Below are 18,746 nucleotides of genomic sequence, written 5' to 3'. Positions count from 1 at the left end.
GGATCAGGGCATCCAGTCGGGCGTGAGCGTGACGGGTCGTCCCGTTCGGATCGAGGCAATCGCGGCCTCCGCCAGGCGTTGCGCCTCCAGCCCGTCGCGGATCGTGGCCAGGGGCGGGGTCCCCTCGCGGATCAGAACGGCGAAGGCTTCCATCTCGGCCCGGTAGGCCTCGGCGAAGCGGCTGATGAAATAGTCCATCGGCCGCGCCGTCCGCGCACCCTCCGGCCCCCCTATGCGGACATCGTTCGAAGGGCGGTTGTCGACGAAGAGCACCTCGCGCGCGCAATGCGCCTCAAGCCGCTGGTCGTAGCCGAGCGGGCTGCGCCGGCTGTTGGCCATCTGCACCATCCGGCCCGAGGCGGAAACCATGATGACCATCAGGCTGTCGATGTCGCCCTCGGCGGCGATGCCTACGTCGAAGAGCGCGCCGCCGATGGCATGGACCGTGGCGATTTCCTCACCCAGGATGTAGCGCGCCTGGTCGAAGTCGTGGATCGCCTGATCCCGCAGCATGCCGCCCGACCGGGCGACATAGGCGCGGGGCGGCGGCGAGGGGTCGCGCGTCTGCATCAGCAGTTGTTCGAGCGGCCCCGCGACGCCCGAGGCGATCCGCTCGCGCACGGCGCGGAAGTTCGGATCGTAGCGCCGCTGGAAGCCGAGCATGCAGGTGATGCCCGCGGCCTCCACCGCCTGCGTGACGCGGGCGACGGTGGGGAAATCGAGGCTCACCGGCTTTTCGCAGAAGACGGCGAGCCCGCGTTCGGCGGCGGCCAGAAGAAGGTCGCTGTGGCTGTCGGTCGACGACGCGATGACGATGCCGTCGATGTCCGCGTCGGCCAGCGCCTCGGCCGCGGAACTGACGCGCGCGCGGGTCTCGCGGGCGAGGGCAGCCGGGTCGGTGCCGGGATCGACGAGATGGGCGACCTCCACCCCCGGAAGGGCCGTGGCGTTGCGGGCGTGCACGGCGCCGATGCGCCCCGCGCCGAAGATGGCGAGCCGTATGGTCATGTCAGCTCCTCCCTGATCTCGTCCACGGCGACCCAGCGCCGTTCCTCCACCGATTTCAGCATCGCGTCGATGACGCAGGCGGCCTCGTATCCGGCGGCGAAGTCGGGCCAGAGCGGTGCGCCCGTCTCGATGGCGCGGATCAGCGCGGCCATCTCGCTGACGATCATGTCGTTGTAGCCGTAGCCATGCCCCGCGCCGACGCAGAAGCGGCCGTAGTCGCCATGCCCCGGCTGGGTCAGAAGCCGGCGGAACCCCCGCCGTCCCGCCCGGTCGCGCGCGTCGTAGTAGTGCAGCTCGCCCAGCCGTTCCTGGTCGAAGAAGACCGACCCTTTCGTGCCGGTCAACTCGTAGGTTAGCCCCATCTTGCGCCCGGCCTGCACCCGCGAGCCGTGGAGGTTGCCCATGACACCCGAGGCGAAGCGGCAGAGCATGTTGCCCTGATCGTCGTTCTCCACCTGTCGCGGACCGCCGGGGCCGGGGCGTGTGGGATGGATGATCTGCGTGTCCGCCACCACCTCGGCGATCGGTCCGCAGAGGAACTGCGCGAGGTTGACGAGGTGCGAGGCGACATCGCCCATCGCGCCCGCCCGTCCTGCCTGGGCGGCCTCCAGCCGCCAGCTGTGTGGGGCCTCGGGGTCCATCAGGAAGTCTTCGTTGTGGGTGCCGGAAAAGCGGATGACCTCGCCCAGCTCGCCGCCCGCGATCATCTCGCGCGCAAGCTGCGTCGCGGGCGTCTGGATGTAGTTGAAGCCGACCATCGTGCGGAGCCCCGACCGCGCCGCAGCGCGCGCCATCATGGCCGCCTCCGGCGCCGTGGCGGCAAGCGGCTTTTCGCAGATCACAGGCTTGCCCGCCGCCAGCGCGGCGAGCGCCATGTCCTTGTGCAGGGGCGTGGGCGTCGCGATGGCGACGACGTCGACTCCCGGGTCCGCCACCAGCGCACGCCAGTCGCCGGTCGAGCGCGCGAAGCCGAAGCGCCGGGCGTGGTCGGCGGCGCCCGCCTCGCTTGATGTGGCAATCATCTCCCGGCCGATGCGGATGCCGAGTTCGTAGACCGTCGCCACTTCCGACAGCGCGATCGCATAGGCCTTGCCCATGTAACCCGCGCCGATCACGCCGAACCGCAATTCGCCCACCACCCGTTCCTCCGGACCGCGCCTGCAAGCGCCGGCTTTCGCAAGGCTAGGCCGGGGTGTATCAGTCCGCCATCGCGGCGATGATGAGATTTCCTCAAGGAGGCAGGGATGGCGCGGAAGGCGACGGCCCGCGACGTGGCGGAGGCGGCGGGCGTGTCGCCGGCGACGGTGGACCGGGTGCTGAACGGGCGCGGCGGCGTCTCGCCCGAGAAGGAGCGCGCCGTGCTCGACTGGGCGCGGCGGCTGAAGCTCGACCGCGCGCTGTCGCTCAAGGCCGCTAGGACGCTCAGGATAGCTGCGCTGATCCAGCCGCCGGCCAACCCGTTCCATGCCAAGCTCGCCGAGGAGATCGCCCGTGCCGCGCCCGCGCTGGAGATGTTCAACATGCAGGTCCGGGTGATCCACATCACCCCCGCCGCGCCCGCTGAGACCGCAGCGAAGATCCGCGCGGCGATGCGGACCCATGATGCGCTGATCCTGAGCGCGGAGGAGGATGCCGCGATCGCTGCCGCCTGCCGGGCCTTCGCGGCAGGGGGGCCGGTTGTCACGCTTGCCACCGACATCGCGGACTCGGCACGGCTGGGCTATGTCGGCCCGGACAACCGTCGCGCGGGCCGCGTGGCCGGAGACCTCATGGGCCGGTTTCTCGGTCCCGAAGGCGGCGAGGTTCTGATGATCGCCGGCATGCTCGCGATGCGAGGCCAGGCCGAGCGCGCCGAGGGGCTTCGCGACGTCTTCGCCGAGCGCTACCCCGGCTGCCGCCTCGCCGCTCTCGTCGAGAGCCTTGAAGATGGGCGTCGCACCGGATCGCTCGTACGCGAGGCGCTGGCACGCAGGCGCGGACTGCGCGGCATCTACCTCTGCACGGTGGGCGCCCGCGAGGTCGTGGCCGCAGTGAAGGCGGTGGGGTGTTCCGACGTGGTGCTGATCGTGCACGAACTGACGGCGGAACGGCGGGCGCTCCTCAAGGCCGGTTCAATCGACGCGGTGATAGACCAGAACCCCGAGGCCGAGGTGCGCGGCGCAATCGACCTCCTGGCCCATGCCTTCGGCCGGCGCGACGCACCTGCGCCGGCCCATCCGCCGATGATCCAGATCCATACGATCGAGAACTCGTGAGCGGCGGCCATCACGGGGATTGCAATCTTCATGCGGGATTGATGATATGTTGCATCATTCCCTGATGAGGTTCCTGTCATGGCCCGCGTCACGATCGCCGACCTTGCCCGCGAAGCCGGCGTGAGTCTCGCCACCGTGGACCGCGTCCTGAACGGGCGGCTGAAGGTGCGCGAGGAAACCGCGCTGAAAGTGCACGAGGCGGCGCAGCGGATCGGCTACCACGGCGCCAACGCGATCCGCAGCCGCATCCTCGCCGACCTGCCGGAACTGCATGTGGGCGTGATCCTGCAGAAGGAGCGGCACGCCTTCTACCGCGACTTCGCGCGCCAGATCGAGGCGCGCGTGGCGCGTGTGACCTCGCACCGGATGCGCGCGACGATCCGATTTGCCGAAACCACCCTGCCGGGCGAACTGGCGGAACTCCTGCGGTCCATGTCGGGCAAGGTGCAGGCCGTCGCGGCCTCCGGGCTCGACCATCACGAGGTTACGGCCGCGGTCGCCGACCTCAAGGCGCGCGGCATCCCCACCTTCTCGCTGCTGTCGGATTTTGCCCAGGGCGTTCGGGAAAGCTACATTGGCGTCAATAACTTGAAGGTTGGCCGGTCGGTCGGCTGGCTGATGTCGAAGATTGCGCTGCGGCCCGGGAAGATCGGCATCTTCATCGGTGGGCACAGGTTCCACGGCCATGAACTGCGCGAAACGGGCGTGCGCAGCTCGCTCAGGGAGTATGCGCCGGACTTCGAGCTCCTCAATCCGATGATCAACCTGGAGGCACGCCAAATCACCTACGAGGCAACGCTCGAGATGCTGGAAAAACACCGCGACCTCGTGGGTCTCTACTGCGCCGGCGGGGGCATGGAGGGGGCCATCGCGGCGCTCAGGGAATCGGGCCGCGCCAGCGACGTCGTCCTGGTCGTGAACGAGCTCACCGACGAGACGCGGCTCGCGCTGCAGGACCGGACCGTATCCATCGTGATCAGCACGCCTCTGCTCGCGGTCTGCGACGAGCTTGTGACGCTGATTCTCCACACTTCCGAGAACGGGATGGCCGAGACTCCCGGCCAGCGTTTCCTGCCGTTCCAGATCTGGACGCCGGAATCGCTGTGAATGATGTGTTCACATCAATTTCTCTGTCATTTTACATCACGGATGATGAGAATTCGCCAACATCGTCGTTGACCGATGGTGGCGCTATCGGGAATCCTTCTCGCTGTGGCCGTGAGGAGTGACGCGGCCCAGGGAGGTTCCGGAGTCCTGCAGCGCATTGACCGCATTTCGCGGTGACCTTTCGTATGCCTGCGGATCCGACGCCCGATCATGACAAAGGCCCGAAACGGGCCGTCTGTGGAGGAGCTAAGATGAAGAAATTCCTGATCTCGACCGCGGTGCTCGCGTCCCTGGCCGGGACGGCTTCGGCCGAGACTGTCGGCGTGTCGATGGCATTGTTCGACGACAACTTCCTGACCGTGCTCAGGAACGGCATCCAGAAATACGCCGACGAGCAGGGCCATAGCGTCCAGATCGAGGACGCCCAGAACGATGTGGCCAAGCAGCTTGACCAGATCAACAACTTCATCGCGAGCGGCGTCGACGCGATCGTCGTGAACCCGGTCGACACCTCGGCCACCCAGGCGATGACGGATGCGGCCGCTGCGGCGGGCGTGCCGCTCGTCTACGTCAACCGCCAGCCGGTCAACCTCGACACGCTGCCCGACAACCAGGCCTTTGTCGCCTCGAACGAGGTCGATTCCGGTACGCTCGAGACCATCGAGGTCTGCCGCCTGTTGGCCGAGATGGGCAAGACCGAGGCCAATGCCTACGTCATCATGGGCGAGTTGTCGAACCAGGCCGCCGTGCAGCGCACGCAGGACATCCACGACGTGATCGATGGCGGCAAGTGCGCGGTCAAGCTGAACATCCTCGACAAGCAGACCTCGAACTGGCGCCGCGACGAGGCGCAGAACCTCATGACCAACTGGCTGTCCACCGGCACCGCTTTCGACGCGGTGATCGCCAACAACGACGAAAGCGCCATCGGCGCGATCCAGGCGATGAAGGCGGCGGGCATCGACATGGCCTCGGTCGTCGTCGGCGGCGTCGACGCGACGCAGGACGCGCTCGTCGCGATGCAGGCGGGCGATCTCGACGTCACAGTGTTCCAGAACGCCGCCGCGCAGGGTTCGGGCTCGCTCGACGCCGCGGTCAAGCTCGCGAAGGGCGAAGCGGTTGACCAGAAGGTCTGGGTGCCGTTCGAACTCGTAACGCCCGCGAACATCAACGACTACCTGCAGAAGAACTGATCCGAACCCGGATCACGACGGGGCGGCGCCCAGCCGCCGCCCCGCCGGCCCGCCAGGGAGTGCGCCGTCGCGAACACGGTCCTCCATGACCTCAGGCCGAGATCGAAAGGTGATACGCATGGCACATACGACGCACGGTATCGGGGGGCTGACCTACGATCCGGCCAAGAAGGCGCGCCCGCCGGAACTGAACGTCTTCATCGCGCTCATCCTGATCGTGGTGGCGTTCGAGGCGATCGGGCGGCTGTTCCTGAACGACAGTTTTCTCTTCAACACCCGCGACAACGTGGACGCGATCTTCAACTGGGCGCGGCTGAACATCATCATCCTGCAGGTCTCGATCATCGGCATCATCGCGGTCGGCGTGACCCAGGTGATCATCACCGGCGGCATCGACCTTTCCTCCGGTTCCGTCGTCGGCGCCACGGCCATGATCGCGATGAGCTTCGCGCAGACCGCCGTGGTGAACGGCAACCCCAACCCCAAGGCCATCTTCGGCGACTGGGCAATGGACCTGCCGGTGATCGTGCCGGTCATGGTCGGCCTCGGCTGCGGCCTGGCGGCGGGGCTCGTCAATGGCGTCCTCATCGCCTACACGCGCATCCCGCCCTTCATCGCCACGCTCGGCATGATGGTCTTCGCGCGCGGCCTTTCCCGCTGGTGGTCGAACGGCAACCCGATCTCCTTCCCGACCGAGGGCTACGCCGCCATCGGCAAGGGGATGATGCCGGTATTCATCTTCGTCCTGCTCGCGATCCTCTTCCACCTGATCCTGAACTACACGGTCTACGGCAAGCACACCTACGCCATCGGCTCGAACGAGGACGCGGCGCGGATGTCGGGCATCAAGGTCGACCGCCACAAGCTGCTGGTCTACTCCATCGCCGGTTGTCTCGCGGCCGTCGCCGCCATCGTCCTGAGTTCCAAGAACCTCACCGCGCAGGCCGGCATGGGCATCATGTACGAGCTTGATGCCATCGCCATGGCGGTGATCGGGGGCATCTCGCTGAAGGGCGGGCGCGGCTCGATCCTCGGCACGGTACTCGGCGCGCTGATCTTCGGGGTGATCATCTCGGGGTTCACCTTCGTCAAGCTCGACGCCTACTACCAGGAGATGGTGAAGGGCATGATCATCGTCGGTGCCGTGGTGCTCGACCAGTGGCGGCAGCGCCGCTCCACGGAACGGACCTAGGGAGGGCTGTCATGAGCGAACTCAAGCTTCACGACATGGGCGACATCGTGCTGGAAACGCGCGACCTGACCAAGCACTACGGCGGGGTCCATGCGCTCGAGGGTGCCAACTTCATCCTCCGCAAGGGCGAGCATGTGGCGATCATGGGCGACAACGGGGCGGGCAAGTCCACCTTCGTGCGCCAGATCACCGCGGTCGAACAGCGCACGCGGGGCGAGGTCATCTTCGACGGGCACGCCGTGAATTTCGCCGGGCCGCTCGAGGCGCGCGAGGCGGGCATCGAGACGGTGTTCCAGAACCTGGCGCTGGCCGACGATCTCGACGTGCCGTCGAACCTCTTCCTCGGGCGCGAGAAGGTGCTCTTCAACCTCGGGCCCTTCTCCATCCTCGACCGCAAGGCCATGCGCGAGGCGACGATGCGGGGCCTCGAGAAGACCGGGGTGAAGATCCCCAACATCCTCAACACCATCCGCAACATGTCGGGCGGGCAGCGGCAATGCGTGGCGATAGCGCGGACGGCGGCCTTCCATTCCAAGCTGACCATCATGGACGAACCCACCGCCGCCCTCGGCGTGCAGGAAACCGCGCAGGTGGAGAACATCATCCGGACGCTGAAGAAGCAGGGTGAACCCCTGATCCTCATCAGCCACAACATGCGCCAGGTCTTTGACCTCATGGACCGGATCGTCGTGTTCCGGCGTGGCCGGATCTGCGCCAACCTCAACGTCGCGGAAACGAACCCCGAGGACGTCGTGGCCTACATCACCGGCGCCAAGACCGGCGCGGAATATGCCGACGTGGCCTGAGCACTTGAAAGGACTGCCTTATGAAGATCGCGCTCGACCCTTTCATGCACCGGCACCTGAGCCTTGAGGATCTGCCCCCGAAGGTGAAGGAGCTTGGCTACGACTGGATCGAACTTTCCCCGCGGGGCGATTTCCTCGAATGGTTCAAGGCGCCGCGGGTCTTTCCGGACCGGGTGAAGAGCTTCAAGAGGGCGCTCAAGGACGCCGACGTGGGCATCGCCTCGCTGCTGCCGATGTACCGCTGGGCTAGCAACGACGAGGGCGAACGGCAGGCGGCGGTCAGGCACTGGAAGCGCGCCATCGAGATCGCGGTCGAGATGGGCGTCGACACGATGAACAGCGAGTTCGGCCGCGGCCCGCATCCCGACAGGGGCTCGTGCTACTGCTGCCACACCGGCAGCATGATCGAGACCTGCGAGGACGCCTGGTGGCGCTCGATGGAGGAACTCGTGCCGATCCTCGAGCGCGAGGGGATCAACCTGCACATCGAACCCCACCCCGAGGACTGGTGCGAGACGATCCAGCCGGCGCTCGACATCATCCGCACGGTAAACTCCAAGCGCGTGCGTTTCCTCTACTGCGCGCCGCACACGTTCTACTTCGGCGACGACACGAGGGCGATGCTGCGCGCGGCGGCGGACGTGCTGGCGCATGTGCATGTGGGCGACACCTTCAACCATAAGGCATCGAGCGGCCTGCGCTACATCCTTAACCCGCCCGGCACGCAAGCGCGCGTCCACCAGCACCTGAACATCGGCCAGGGCGAGGTGCCCTGGGACGACTTCTTCGGCACCCTCGCGGAGATCGGCTTTGACGGGATCATGACCGCCTGCGTCTTCGCCTGGGAAGACAAGGCCGATGCCTCGGGGCGCTTCATGCGCGCCGAAATGCAGCGCTACATCGACACATACTGGACATAAGGGTCGGAAAATGACTGTCAGGATCGGGGTGATTGGCACGGGCGCCATCGGGCGGGACCACGCGCGGCGCATTCAGACCGTGCTCGCGGGCGGCGAGATCGTCGCGCTTTCGGACGTGAACCGTGCCTCGGCCGAGGCCGTGCGCGCCGATATCGCGCCCAAGGCCGAGGTCTTCGCCACCGGTGAGGAACTCATCGCCAGCGCATCGGTCGATGCCGTGCTCGTCACCTCCTGGGGCACGACGCACGAGCAGTACGTGCTGGCCGCCATCGCGGCGGGCAAGCCCTGCTTCTGCGAGAAGCCGCTGGCCACGACCGCCGAAGGAGCCAGGCGCATCGTCGATGCCGAGGTGAAGGCGGGCAGGCGGTTGGTGCAGGTGGGCTTCATGCGCCGCTACGACGCAGGTTATGTCGCGCTGAAGGAAGCGGTGAAGACCCATACCGGCGCGCCGATCATGGTCCATGCCGCGCACCGCAACCCGACCGTGCCCGAGGCCTACATCACGCCGATGGCGATCCATGATACGCTGATCCACGAGATCGACGTGTTCCGCTGGCTGCTCGACGACGACTACGTCTCGGCGCGCGTGATCTTCCCGAGGAAAGCCGCGCGGTCGCACGGGCGCCTCCGCGATCCGCAGATCGTGGTGCTGGAGACGGCGAAGGGCGTGGTGATCGACGTCGAGATCTTCGTCAACTGCCACTACGGCTACGACATCCAGTGCGAGGTCGTGGGCGAGGACGGCATCGCCCGTCTGCCGGAGCCGATGGCGATCCAGATGCGGCTCGGCGCGAAGCTTCAGAACGCGATCCTGACCGACTGGAAGGACCGTTTCGTGGCGTCCTACGACGTGGAGTTGCAGGACTTCCTGAAGGCCGCAGCGCAGGGCACGGCTTCGGGTCCGACCTCCTGGGACGGCTACATGGCTGCCGTCACCTCCGACGCCTGCGTCGCGGCGCAGGACAAGGCGGGCGAGGCCGTCGCCATCCCCCATCCCGCGCGTCCCGCGCTTTACGCCTGAGGTGGCCCGATGCGCTTTGCCATGAACCATATCGCGGCGCCGAAAGTGGCGCTGCCCGACTTCTTCGCCATGGCACGCCGGCTCGGCGCGACCGAGGTGGAGATCCGCAACGACCTGCCCGACGTCATGGCCACGTGGAAGCCCGGCGACGTCAAGGCCGCGGCCGAGGCGGCGGGCGTCACGATCCTGTCGATCAACGCGCTCTATCCCTTCAACGTCTGGAAGGGCGACCTGCCGGCGAAGGCCGAAAGGATGGCCGACTATGCCGCCCGGGCGGGTGCCAAGGCGCTGGTCATGTGCCCGCTGAACGAAGGCCGCCCGGTTGGCCACTCGGAGGTCGTGGCAGCCCTGGAATCGATGGCGCCGATCCTGCGGGAGAGGGGGCTGATGGGGCTCGTCGAACCGCTGGGTTTCCCGATCTCGTCCCTGCGCACCAAGCGCGAGGCCATCGCCGCGATCGAGGAGGCGGCGGGCTGGGATGTCTTCCGGCTCCTGCACGACACGTTCCATCATCACCTTTCAGGCGAGACGGAGTTCTATCCGCGGCGCACCGCGCTCGCGCACATCTCGGGCGTGACCGACCCCAGGGTCGCGGTGAAGGACATGCTCGATGCACACCGCGTGCTGGTCGACGCGAACGACCGGCTGGAGAACCTCGCCCAGATCCGGGCGCTTCTGGGCGCGGGTTACGAGGGGCCCTTCAGCTTCGAGCCCTTCGCGGCCGAGGTGCACGACCTGCCCGATCCCGAGGCGGCGCTGCGCGACAGCATTGCCTTCGTGACAGCGCATGTCTGAGAGTTCCGGGCGTGACGCGCCCGGACCCGTGCGGGGCGGGAACTGCCTCGCCAAGGCCGGCCCCGGGGCATATGCCGCATGACGAAGGAAACGGGCATGAAGACTTTGGACCTCATCACGATCGGCCGGGCCGGAGTGGACCTTTACGGCGCGCAGGTGGGCGGGCGGCTGGAGGACATGGGATCGTTCCGCAAGTACATCGGCGGCAGTCCGACGAACATCGCCTGCGGGACGGCGCGCCTGGGGCTGAAGAGCGCGCTCGTCACCCGGGTGGGCGACGAGCACATGGGCCGGTTCATCCGCGAGGAACTGGTGCGCGAGGGCGTCGACGTGCGGGGGGTGAAGACCGACCCGGAGCGGCTGACGGCGCTCGTCATCCTCGGCATCCGTGACGAGGAGCAGTTTCCGCTGATCTTCTACCGCGAGAACTGCGCCGACATGGCGCTCTGCGAGGCGGACATCGACGAGGGCTTCATTGCCGAGGCGCGGTCGGTGCTGGCGACGGGGACGCACCTTTCGCATCCGCGGACCGAGGCGGCGGTCCTGAAGGCGTTGAAGCTCGCCCGCAAGCACGGGGCGAAGACCGCGCTCGACATCGACTATCGCCCCAATCTCTGGGGTGTGGCGGGGCATGGCGCGGGCGAGAGCCGCTTCGTGGAAAGCGCCAAGGTCACCGCGAAACTGCAATCGACGCTTCATTTCTTCGACCTGATCGTCGGCACGGAGGAGGAGTTCCATATCGCCGGCGGCTCGACCGATACGCTGGCCGCGCTCAGGGCGGTGCGGGGCGTGACGGCGGCAACGCTCGTCTGCAAGCGCGGCGCGAGGGGCGCCGTGGCCTTCGATGGGCCGATCCCCGGAAGCCTCGACGAAGGCCAGGCGGGGCCGGGCTTCCCGATCGAGGTCTTCAACGTGCTCGGCGCTGGCGACGGCTTCTTCTCCGGCCTGATGAAGGGCTGGCTCGACGGCGAGACCTGGCCGCGCGCGCTCGAATACGCCAATGCCTGCGGCGCCTTCGCGGTGTCGCGTCACGGCTGCACCCCGGCCTATCCGAGCCTCGACGAACTTAGGTTCTTCCTGAAGCGCGGCATCGTCCGGCCTGATCTCAGGAACGACGCGGAGCTGGAACAGATCCACTGGTCCACCAACCGCAAGGGCGACTGGTCGAGCCTCAGGACCTTCGCCTTCGACCACCGGGCGCAGCTCGAGGAGATGGCGGGCTATACCGCCGCGAAGGGCGGGGCGTTCAAGGAGCTTTGCCTGAAGGCCGCGCTGCGCGTCGCCGGGGGGCGACCGGGCTACGGCATCCTCTGCGACAGCCGGATCGGCCGGCGGGCGCTGCATGCGGCGAGCGGGACCGGCCTCTGGATCGGCCGGCCCTGCGAATGGCCCGGATCGCGGCCGCTGGAACTGGAGCCCGAGCTTGGCCCCGATTGCGGCGGGCTGGAGGAATGGGCGCGGGAGAACGTGGTGAAGGTGCTGTGCTTCTGCCATCCCGACGACGCCGCCGGGATGCGGGCCGAGCAGGAGGCGACGGTGAAGCGGCTCTTCACCGCGGCGCGGCACAACGGGCTCGAATTCCTGCTGGAGATCATCCCCTCGAAGGTCGGGCCGGTGGACGACACGACGACGGCGACCTTGATCCGCCAGTTCTATGCGGCGGGAATCTTTCCCGACTGGTGGAAGCTGGAGCCGATGAAGACGCGCGCGGCGTGGCAGAACGCGATCGCCGCGATCGAGGCGAACGACGCCCGCACGCGGGGGATCGTGGTCCTCGGCCTCGACGCGCCGGAGGCGCAGCTTGCGGCCTCGTTCGAGGTGGCCGCCGGGTTCGACCTGGTGAAGGGCTTCGCGGTGGGGCGCACCGTCTTCGGCGACGTGGCGCGCGGCTGGATGGCGGGCGATCTGGCCGATGCCGAGGCCGTGGCCGAGATGGCGAGCAGATATGCGCGGCTGTGCGAGATCTGGGACAGGGCGCGGGCGGCCGCGCGGGAGAAGGCAGCATGAGCATGCTCGGCGGAAGCGGGAAGCGGTTCCGCGCTTCGAACATGCGGGAGAAGGCAGAATGAGCGGGACAGTGAGACTGACGGCGGCGCAGGCGATGGTGCACTGGCTCTCGGTACAGATGACGGAAGAGGGCGAACGCTTCATCGAGGGCGTCTGGGCGATCTTCGGCCATGGCAACGTGGCGGGGATCGGCGAGGCGCTGCACGGGATCGGAGATGCTCTGCCCACCTGGCGAGGCCAGAACGAGCAGACGATGGCCCATGCCGCGATTGCCTACGCCAAAACGCTGAGGCGGCGGCGGGCGCAGGCTGTCACATCCTCGATTGGGCCTGGCGCCACGAACATGGTGACGGCGGCGGCGCTGGCGCATGTGAACCGGCTGCCCGTGCTCTTCATTCCGGGCGATGTCTTCGCCAACCGCCGGCCTGACCCGGTCCTGCAGCAGATCGAGGATTTCGATGACGGCACGGTCAGTGCCAACGACTGCTTCAGGCCGGTCGTGCGCTACTTTGACCGGATCAGCCGGCCCGAACACCTTCTCACCTGCCTGCCGCGGGCGCTCGCCGTGATGACCGACCCGGCGAACTGCGGGCCTGTCTGCCTCGCCTTCTGCCAGGACGTGCAGGCCGAGGCCTGGGACTACCCCGAGAGCTTCTTCGCCCCGAAGGTCTGGCGCATCCGCCGGCCCGAGCCCGACCCGCGCGAGGTGGAAGAGGTGGCCGCGATGATCCGGGCCGCGAAGGCGCCGGTCATCGTCGCGGGCGGCGGCGTGATCTATTCCGGGGCGGAGGCCGATCTCGCGGCCTTTGCGAAGGCGCACAACATCCCCTTCCTGGAAACCCAGGCGGGCAAGGGCGCGAATGGATGGGACGATCCGAGGAACTTCGGCTCTCCGGGCGTCACCGGTTCGGGCGCCGGGAACGCGCTTTGCGCTCGTGCCGATCTGGTGATCGGCGTCGGCACGCGGTTCCAGGATTTCACCACGGGAAGCTGGACGGTGTTCGCCAACCCTGAGAGGCGGCTCGTCTCGGTGAACCTGCACGGCTACGACGCCACGAAGCACGGGGCCGTCCCCTGCGTCGGGGATGCGAAGGTGGTGCTGGCGAAACTGTCCTCGGCGCTCGGATCGCACCGGGCGCCCGCCTTCGATGGGGCCGCGCGCCTCGCGTGGCACGAGGCGGTCGCGCGCGTGACCGCGGCGCCCGAGGGCGAGACGAACGCCCTGCCCACGGATGCGCAGGTCATCGGCGCGGTGCAGCGGGTGGCGACGAAGGATACGGTCGTGATGTGCGCGGCCGGCACCATGCCCGGTGCGCTGCAGGTCCTCTGGCAGGCGGCGGCGGGCGGCTACCACATGGAGTACGGCTATTCCTGCATGGGCTACGAGGTTGCCGGCGCGATGGGCATCAAGCTTGCCGCGCCGGGGAAGGACGTGATCTGCTTCGTCGGCGACGGCAGCTACATGATGGCGAACTCGGAGCTTGCGACGGCGGTGATGCGCCGCGTGCCCTTCACCGTGGTCCTGACCGACAACCGCGGCTACGGCTGCATCAACCGGCTGCAACAGGAATGCGGCGGGGCCGAGTTCAACAATATGTACAAGGACAGCAACGTCGAAGTGCAGCCGGAGATCGACTTCGTAGCCCATGCGCAGGCGATGGGCGCGCACGCCGAAAGGGCCGCGACCATCGCCGAGCTGGAGGCCAGGATCGTCGCCGCGCGGGGCCGCGACATCCCCACCGTCATCGTCATCGATACCGATGCGGTGCCCGGCACCGGCGCGGGCGGACACTGGTGGGACGTGGCCGTGCCCGAGGCCGGCGGACCGGAGCGGCTGGACCGGGCGCGGGCGAAGTACACCGCGCACCTCAAGCGGCAGAACCTGGTGAACTGAGGCGGCGACGGGGCGCTGCCCCGTCCGAAGCGTTGAACAATCTGGACCGGAATGACACGGAGCGCGACGAGATGATCCTTTATGGCACCAACCCCATCGCATGGTCGAACGACGACGACTGGTCGATCGGCGACCAGTTCACGCTCGACGACTGCCTGTCGGACTGCCGGAAGATCGGCTTCGACGGCATCGAGAAGGGCCACAAGATGCCCGACGAAGGCGCGGCGCTGAAGGCCGCGCTCGGCGCCTACGGGCTGCGCTTCGCGGCGGGGTGGTTTTCCACCAACCTCCTCGTGAACGACATCGACACCGAAAAGGCGCGGCTGAAGGCCTGGATCGACTTCACGAAGGCAGCGGGCGGCGACCACATCAACGCCTGCGAGTGCTCCAATACCGTTCATGGCAACGACAAGGTAGCGGTGAACGACCGGCCGATCCTGACGGACGCCGAATGGGACCGCTTTTCGCGCGGCTATGAGGCGCTGTCGAAGTTCGCCCATGATCACGGCGTGAAGATGGGCTACCATCACCACATGGGCACGATCATCGAAAGCGCGGCCGACATCGACCGGTTCATGGCGATGGCCGGACCCTACACCCGCCTTTTGCTCGACACCGGGCACTGCACCTTCGGCGGCGCCGACCCGGCCGAGGTGGCGCGCAAGTACATGGGCCGCGTGACCCACATCCATGCCAAGAACGTCCGCCCCGACATTGCCCGCGAGGTGCGGGAAAAGGGGCTGTCGTTCCTCGAAGGTGTCCGCCGCGGGGCCTTCACCGTGCCGGGCGACCCGGAGGGCTGCGTTGCATTCGAACCGGTCCTGAAGATCGCCGCCGAGCATGGCTACCAGGGCTGGCTGGTGATCGAGGCGGAGCAGGACAGCGCCGTGCGCAATCCGTTCCATTACCAGGACATGGGATTCCGGGCGCTGAGGCGGATGGCGCGCGAGACGGGTCTCGACCGGGCTGAGGCTGCCTGAGGCGATGGGCCGGGGCGTCTTCGACCTCGACCATCCCTGGTTCCGGCCGCTCTGGCGGCGGATTCTCGTCACCGGGGTTGCGCTTGGCTGGGGGCTCTTCGAGCTTGCACAGGGCAGTCCCGGCTTCGCGCTTCTCTTCCTCGCGCTCGGCGTCTATGCCGCCTGGCGCCTGTTCCTGACGTTCAACCCCCGGGAGGACGAATGAGCCCGCTTCTGCGCAAGCCCTTCGGCAATCATGGCAAGGTGCACGAGATCACGCCGGCTTCGGCCGGCTGGCGCTATGTCGGTTTCTCGCTCTACCGGCTGCGCGCGGGCGACGTGGCCGCCGAGGCGACGGGCGACCGCGAGGTCATCCTGGTGATGGTGGAGGGCAAGGCCGCCCTCGCCGCGGCGGGGCAGGACTGGGGCGTGCTCGGAGGGCGGACAAGCGTCTTCGAGAAGACCCCGCCGCATTGCCTCTACGTGCCGAACGTCGCGGACTGGCGCGCGGTGGCCGAGACCGACTGCGTGATCGCCGTCTGTTCGGCACCCGGCCGAAGCGGCCATCCCGCGCGCCGGATCGGGCCGGACGGGATCACGCTGACCGAACGGGGCCGCGGCACCAACACCCGCTACATCAACAACATCGCCATGGAGGCCGAGGACTACGCCGACCGCCTGCTGGTCACCGAGGTCTTCACCCCCGCTGGCCACTGGTCGTCCTACCCCAGCCATCGGCATGACGAGGACGACTTCCCCCGGATCACATATCTGGAAGAAACCTACTACCACCGCCTGAACCCGGCCTCGGGCTTCGGTATCCAGCGGGTCTACACCGACGACGGGCGGCTCGACGAGACGATGGCGGTGGCGGATGGCGACGTGGTGCTGGTGCCGCGCGGGCATCACCCATGCGGCGCGCCCTACGGGTTCGAGATGTACTATCTCAACGTCATGGCCGGGCCCTTGCGGAAATGGCGTTTCGTGCCGGCGCCCGAGGTGGAGTGGATCCTGAAGCGGGACGCCTGAGGGGACCGTTGCCGCGCGCCGGCTGGTCGGGACTGCGGGGCTCAGCGCATCCAGCCGAGCCCCGCGGCCGTTGCCCCCGCCGGGGCGTATTCGGCGCTGACCCAGCCAGGATAGCCGTCCGCATCGAGCCGGGCAAAGAAGGCGGGAAAGTCGATCTCGCCACCGGAGGGTTCGTGCCGGCCGGGAAAGCCCGCGATCTGGACATGGGCGGCGCGGTGGCCATGTGCGGCCCATGTGGCGAGGACGTCGCCGGTGATCCGGTGGGCGTGGTAGGCGTCGAACTGAAGCGCGAGGTTCCGGGCCGCGACCGCATCGAGCACGCGCGCCGCCACGTCATGGTCACAGAGAAAGTAGCCCGGCATGTCATGCCGGTTGATCGGCTCGATCGTCAGGCTCTGCTTCGGCGCGCGGGCGGCGGCCCAGCGGAGGTTCTCGACGAAGGCGGCCTCGGCCTCCGGCCCCTCGCCGGGGCCGGCCATGACATGGATGTGGCGGGGCTTCAGCACCTGGGCGAAGCGCAGCGTGCGATCGAAGTCGCGGCGGAAACGGTCCTCCATTCCGGGGACGGCGGCGAAACCCTGCGGCCCGCCGGTCGCGTTGGGCGGCGGGCAGTTCATCAGGACGAAGGTGAGGTCGTTCCAGACGAGCGCGTCGCGGATCTCCTGCGTCGGGTGATCGTAGGGGAAGAGCACTTCCACGGCGTCGAAGCCCGCCTCCTTCGCCGCCCGGAACCGTTCCATGAAGGCGAGTTCCGGGAAGAGCCAGCTGAGGTTGGCGGCAAACCTGGGCACGGCGATCAGTCGAGCTCGGCCGAGGGGATCAAGGGAAAGAAGCTCCCGTCCGACCAGAGGCCGAACCAGCGTGCTCCGTCGCGGTCCTCGTGAGTGCCGCGCTCGATCAGCCGGTAGAAGGTCTTGCGGTCGATCAGGGCCTCGAGGTTGCGGCGCACCAGAACATAGGGTGCCGGCTCCCCGGTCTCGGGATCGCGCTCGACGCGGATCGGGTGCCCGGCGCCGGCGGTCACCGCGTCCTCCACATTGGTGGTGAAGGCTATCCGCTGGTCGCGACCCTGGCCCGTCACCTCGGCATCGACGGCGACGAAAGGCGCGTCCACCACCCGGATCCCGACCTTCTCGACCGGCGTAACCAGGAAATAGTCCTCACCGTCCTTGCGGATGATCGAGGAGAAGAGCTTGACGAGCGCATGCCGCCCGATCGGGGTGCCGAGGTAGAACCAGGTGCCGTTACGGCGGATCTCCATGTCGAGATCGCCGCAGAAGGGCGGGTTCCACAGGTGCACCGGCGGCGGCCCCTTGCGCCCGGCGGCCTTCGCGGCGGCTGCGAGGTTTTCCGCCGAAGGGTTCACGTTCAATTGTTCGGTTTCCGATTTCGCCATTGGTGCGGGCCGCGATTTCTGCCTTTATGGTTGCAAGACTATACCGAGGAAGGAGCGCTTGCCATGGCCGAGTCCCGTGACCTTCTGGTCGAGATCGAGGCGCTTGGCGAAAAGATCGCCGAGGCGCGCCAGGCGGTGGGGCGGCGCTTCATCGGGCAGGAGAAGGTTGTGGAGCTGTCGCTCTCGGCGCTCCTCTGTGGCGGGCACGGCCTGCTTGTCGGGCTGCCGGGCATGGGCAAGACCATGCTCGTCGACACGCTCGGTACGGTCATGGGCCTCACTTCGGGCCGGGTGCAGTTCACCCCCGATCTCATGCCCGCCGACATCCTCGGCTCGGAGGTGCTGGAGACGGCCGCGGACGGGAGCCGCTCGTTCCGCTTCATCGAGGGGCCGGTCTTCTGCCAGCTCCTGATGGCCGACGAGATCAACCGCGCCTCGCCCCGCACCCAGTCCGCGCTTCTGCAGGCAATGCAGGAACGCGAGGTGACGATCGCCGGCGTCCACCGGCCCCTGCCGAAGCCGTTCCACGTGCTCGCCACGCAGAACCCGATCGAGCAGGAGGGGACCTATCCCCTGCCCGAGGCCCAGCTCGACCGCTTCCTGGTGCAGATCGACGTGGACTATCCCGACCGCGCCACGGAGCGTGACATCCTCCTGGCCACGACCGGCGTCCAGACGGCGACTTCGACGCGGATATTCAGCGCGGAAGAGCTCATCGCGGCGCAGATGACGGTGCGGCGGATGCCCGTGGGCGAGAAGGTCGTGGAGCTGATCCTCGACCTCGTGCGGGCCTGTCGCCCGGGCGAGGCAGAGGCCGGGCGCGCCGTGAGCGACAGCGTCGCCTGGGGTCCGGGTCCGCGGGCCGCGCAGGCGCTGATGCTGACGGTCCGGGCGCGCGCGCTCCTGAGCGGCCGGCTCGCGCCTTCGGCCGAGGATGTGCTGGCGCTGGCGCGGCCGGTTCTCAGCCACCGGATGGCGCTCTCCTTCGCGGCCCGGGCGAGGGGCGAAAGCCTCGGGGCGATCATCGAGCGCGTCGCACAGGACGTCACGCGCGCCGAGGCGGCATGAGTGCGACCGTCCAGACCTCCGCCCGGCCGGCGGGGCTGAGACGCAGCGCCGAGGCGTTGGCGGCGACCCTGCCGCCGCTCCTGGCCGATGCGCGGC

General features: G+C 68.0%; 18 protein-coding genes. 14 read left to right on the top strand and 4 right to left on the bottom strand.

All coding sequences use genetic code 11. The annotated features are described in order from the left end of the window. Nucleotides 1-3 precede the first annotated feature (3 nt). Complete coding sequence (locus tag F9K34_RS05385) at nt 4-1,008, bottom strand: Gfo/Idh/MocA family protein (protein WP_291335882.1); 1,005 nt, start codon at nt 1,006-1,008, stop codon at nt 4-6. Continuing rightward, nucleotides 1,005-2,147 (bottom strand): Gfo/Idh/MocA family protein, encoded by a 1,143-nt coding sequence (locus tag F9K34_RS05380; protein WP_291335881.1) that lies wholly within the window; start codon nt 2,145-2,147, stop codon nt 1,005-1,007. Before F9K34_RS05380 ends, F9K34_RS05385 begins: the two co-directional genes overlap by 4 nt. A 105-nt stretch (nt 2,148-2,252) precedes the next feature. Here F9K34_RS05380 and F9K34_RS05375 point away from each other — a divergent pair, with 105 nt between their 5' ends. The 13 genes from F9K34_RS05375 to iolB all read left to right on the top strand — a co-directional run bounded on the left by F9K34_RS05375 (nt 2,253) and on the right by iolB (nt 16,186). Beyond that, a complete protein-coding gene (locus tag F9K34_RS05375; protein ID WP_291335880.1) occupies nt 2,253-3,263 on the top strand; it encodes a LacI family DNA-binding transcriptional regulator in 1,011 nt (336 codons plus the stop codon). Nucleotides 3,264-3,341: 78 nt separating this feature from the next. Then, entirely contained in the window at nt 3,342-4,370 is a 1,029-nt protein-coding gene (locus F9K34_RS05370) for a LacI family DNA-binding transcriptional regulator (protein WP_291335879.1), read from the top strand. 251 nt (nt 4,371-4,621) lie between these two features. Continuing rightward, nucleotides 4,622-5,563, top strand: coding sequence for a sugar ABC transporter substrate-binding protein (locus F9K34_RS05365; RefSeq protein ID WP_291335878.1), 942 nt, complete (start codon nt 4,622-4,624; stop codon nt 5,561-5,563). A gap of 118 nt (nt 5,564-5,681) precedes the next feature. Then, nucleotides 5,682-6,755, top strand: a complete 1,074-nt coding sequence (locus tag F9K34_RS05360; RefSeq protein WP_291335877.1) for an ABC transporter permease — start codon at nt 5,682-5,684, stop codon at nt 6,753-6,755. 35 nt (nt 6,756-6,790) lie between these two features. After that, the gene (locus tag F9K34_RS05355) at nt 6,791-7,561 is read left to right on the top strand and encodes an ATP-binding cassette domain-containing protein (protein WP_366557801.1); all 771 of its coding nucleotides are present in this window, start codon (nt 6,791-6,793) and stop codon (nt 7,559-7,561) included. Between the two features lie 20 nt (nt 7,562-7,581). Further along, nucleotides 7,582-8,481 (top strand): sugar phosphate isomerase/epimerase family protein, encoded by a 900-nt coding sequence (locus tag F9K34_RS05350; protein ID WP_291335875.1) that lies wholly within the window; start codon nt 7,582-7,584, stop codon nt 8,479-8,481. Nucleotides 8,482-8,491: 10 nt separating this feature from the next. Then, nucleotides 8,492-9,502: a Gfo/Idh/MocA family protein gene (locus F9K34_RS05345; protein ID WP_291335874.1), complete on the top strand. Its 1,011-nt coding sequence runs from the start codon at nt 8,492-8,494 to the stop codon at nt 9,500-9,502. Between the two features lie 21 nt (nt 9,503-9,523). After that, nucleotides 9,524-10,297, top strand: coding sequence for a TIM barrel protein (locus F9K34_RS05340; protein ID WP_291335873.1), 774 nt, complete (start codon nt 9,524-9,526; stop codon nt 10,295-10,297). 96 nt (nt 10,298-10,393) lie between these two features. After that, nucleotides 10,394-12,304, top strand: coding sequence for a bifunctional 5-dehydro-2-deoxygluconokinase/5-dehydro-2-deoxyphosphogluconate aldolase (locus tag F9K34_RS05335; RefSeq protein ID WP_436405712.1), 1,911 nt, complete (start codon nt 10,394-10,396; stop codon nt 12,302-12,304). 58 nt (nt 12,305-12,362) lie between these two features. Continuing rightward, nucleotides 12,363-14,198 carry a 3D-(3,5/4)-trihydroxycyclohexane-1,2-dione acylhydrolase (decyclizing) gene (iolD, locus tag F9K34_RS05330; RefSeq protein WP_291335871.1) on the top strand — a complete coding sequence of 612 codons (1,836 nt, stop codon included), beginning with the start codon at nt 12,363-12,365 and terminating at the stop codon, nt 14,196-14,198. Between the two features lie 71 nt (nt 14,199-14,269). Beyond that, nucleotides 14,270-15,178: a myo-inosose-2 dehydratase gene (gene iolE, locus F9K34_RS05325; RefSeq protein ID WP_291335870.1), complete on the top strand. Its 909-nt coding sequence runs from the start codon at nt 14,270-14,272 to the stop codon at nt 15,176-15,178. A gap of 4 nt (nt 15,179-15,182) precedes the next feature. Beyond that, the gene (locus F9K34_RS05320; protein WP_291335869.1) at nt 15,183-15,383 is read left to right on the top strand and encodes a hypothetical protein; all 201 of its coding nucleotides are present in this window, start codon (nt 15,183-15,185) and stop codon (nt 15,381-15,383) included. Beyond that, nucleotides 15,380-16,186 carry a 5-deoxy-glucuronate isomerase gene (gene iolB, locus F9K34_RS05315; protein ID WP_291335868.1) on the top strand — a complete coding sequence of 269 codons (807 nt, stop codon included), beginning with the start codon at nt 15,380-15,382 and terminating at the stop codon, nt 16,184-16,186. The genes F9K34_RS05320 and iolB overlap by 4 nt, the downstream gene beginning before the upstream one ends. A gap of 41 nt (nt 16,187-16,227) precedes the next feature. On the opposite strand, the gene F9K34_RS05310 is transcribed toward iolB, so the two are convergent. After that, complete coding sequence (locus F9K34_RS05310) at nt 16,228-16,977, bottom strand: hydroxypyruvate isomerase family protein (protein ID WP_291335867.1); 750 nt, start codon at nt 16,975-16,977, stop codon at nt 16,228-16,230. Nucleotides 16,978-16,982: 5 nt separating this feature from the next. Beyond that, nucleotides 16,983-17,582 (bottom strand): DUF1285 domain-containing protein, encoded by a 600-nt coding sequence (locus tag F9K34_RS05305; protein WP_291335866.1) that lies wholly within the window; start codon nt 17,580-17,582, stop codon nt 16,983-16,985. A 63-nt stretch (nt 17,583-17,645) separates the two neighbouring features. Between F9K34_RS05305 and F9K34_RS05300 the strand changes: the two genes are divergently transcribed. Then, nucleotides 17,646-18,650, top strand: a complete 1,005-nt coding sequence (locus F9K34_RS05300; RefSeq protein WP_291335865.1) for an AAA family ATPase — start codon at nt 17,646-17,648, stop codon at nt 18,648-18,650. Nucleotides 18,651-18,746: the final 96 nt, after the last annotated feature.

This window comes from Albidovulum sp. (assembly GCF_008933605.1).
In the GTDB taxonomy this organism is placed as follows: domain Bacteria; phylum Pseudomonadota; class Alphaproteobacteria; order Rhodobacterales; family Rhodobacteraceae; genus Albidovulum.
Note: the sequence above shows the minus strand (reverse complement) of the source record. Positions and strands in the feature narration are given on the sequence as shown.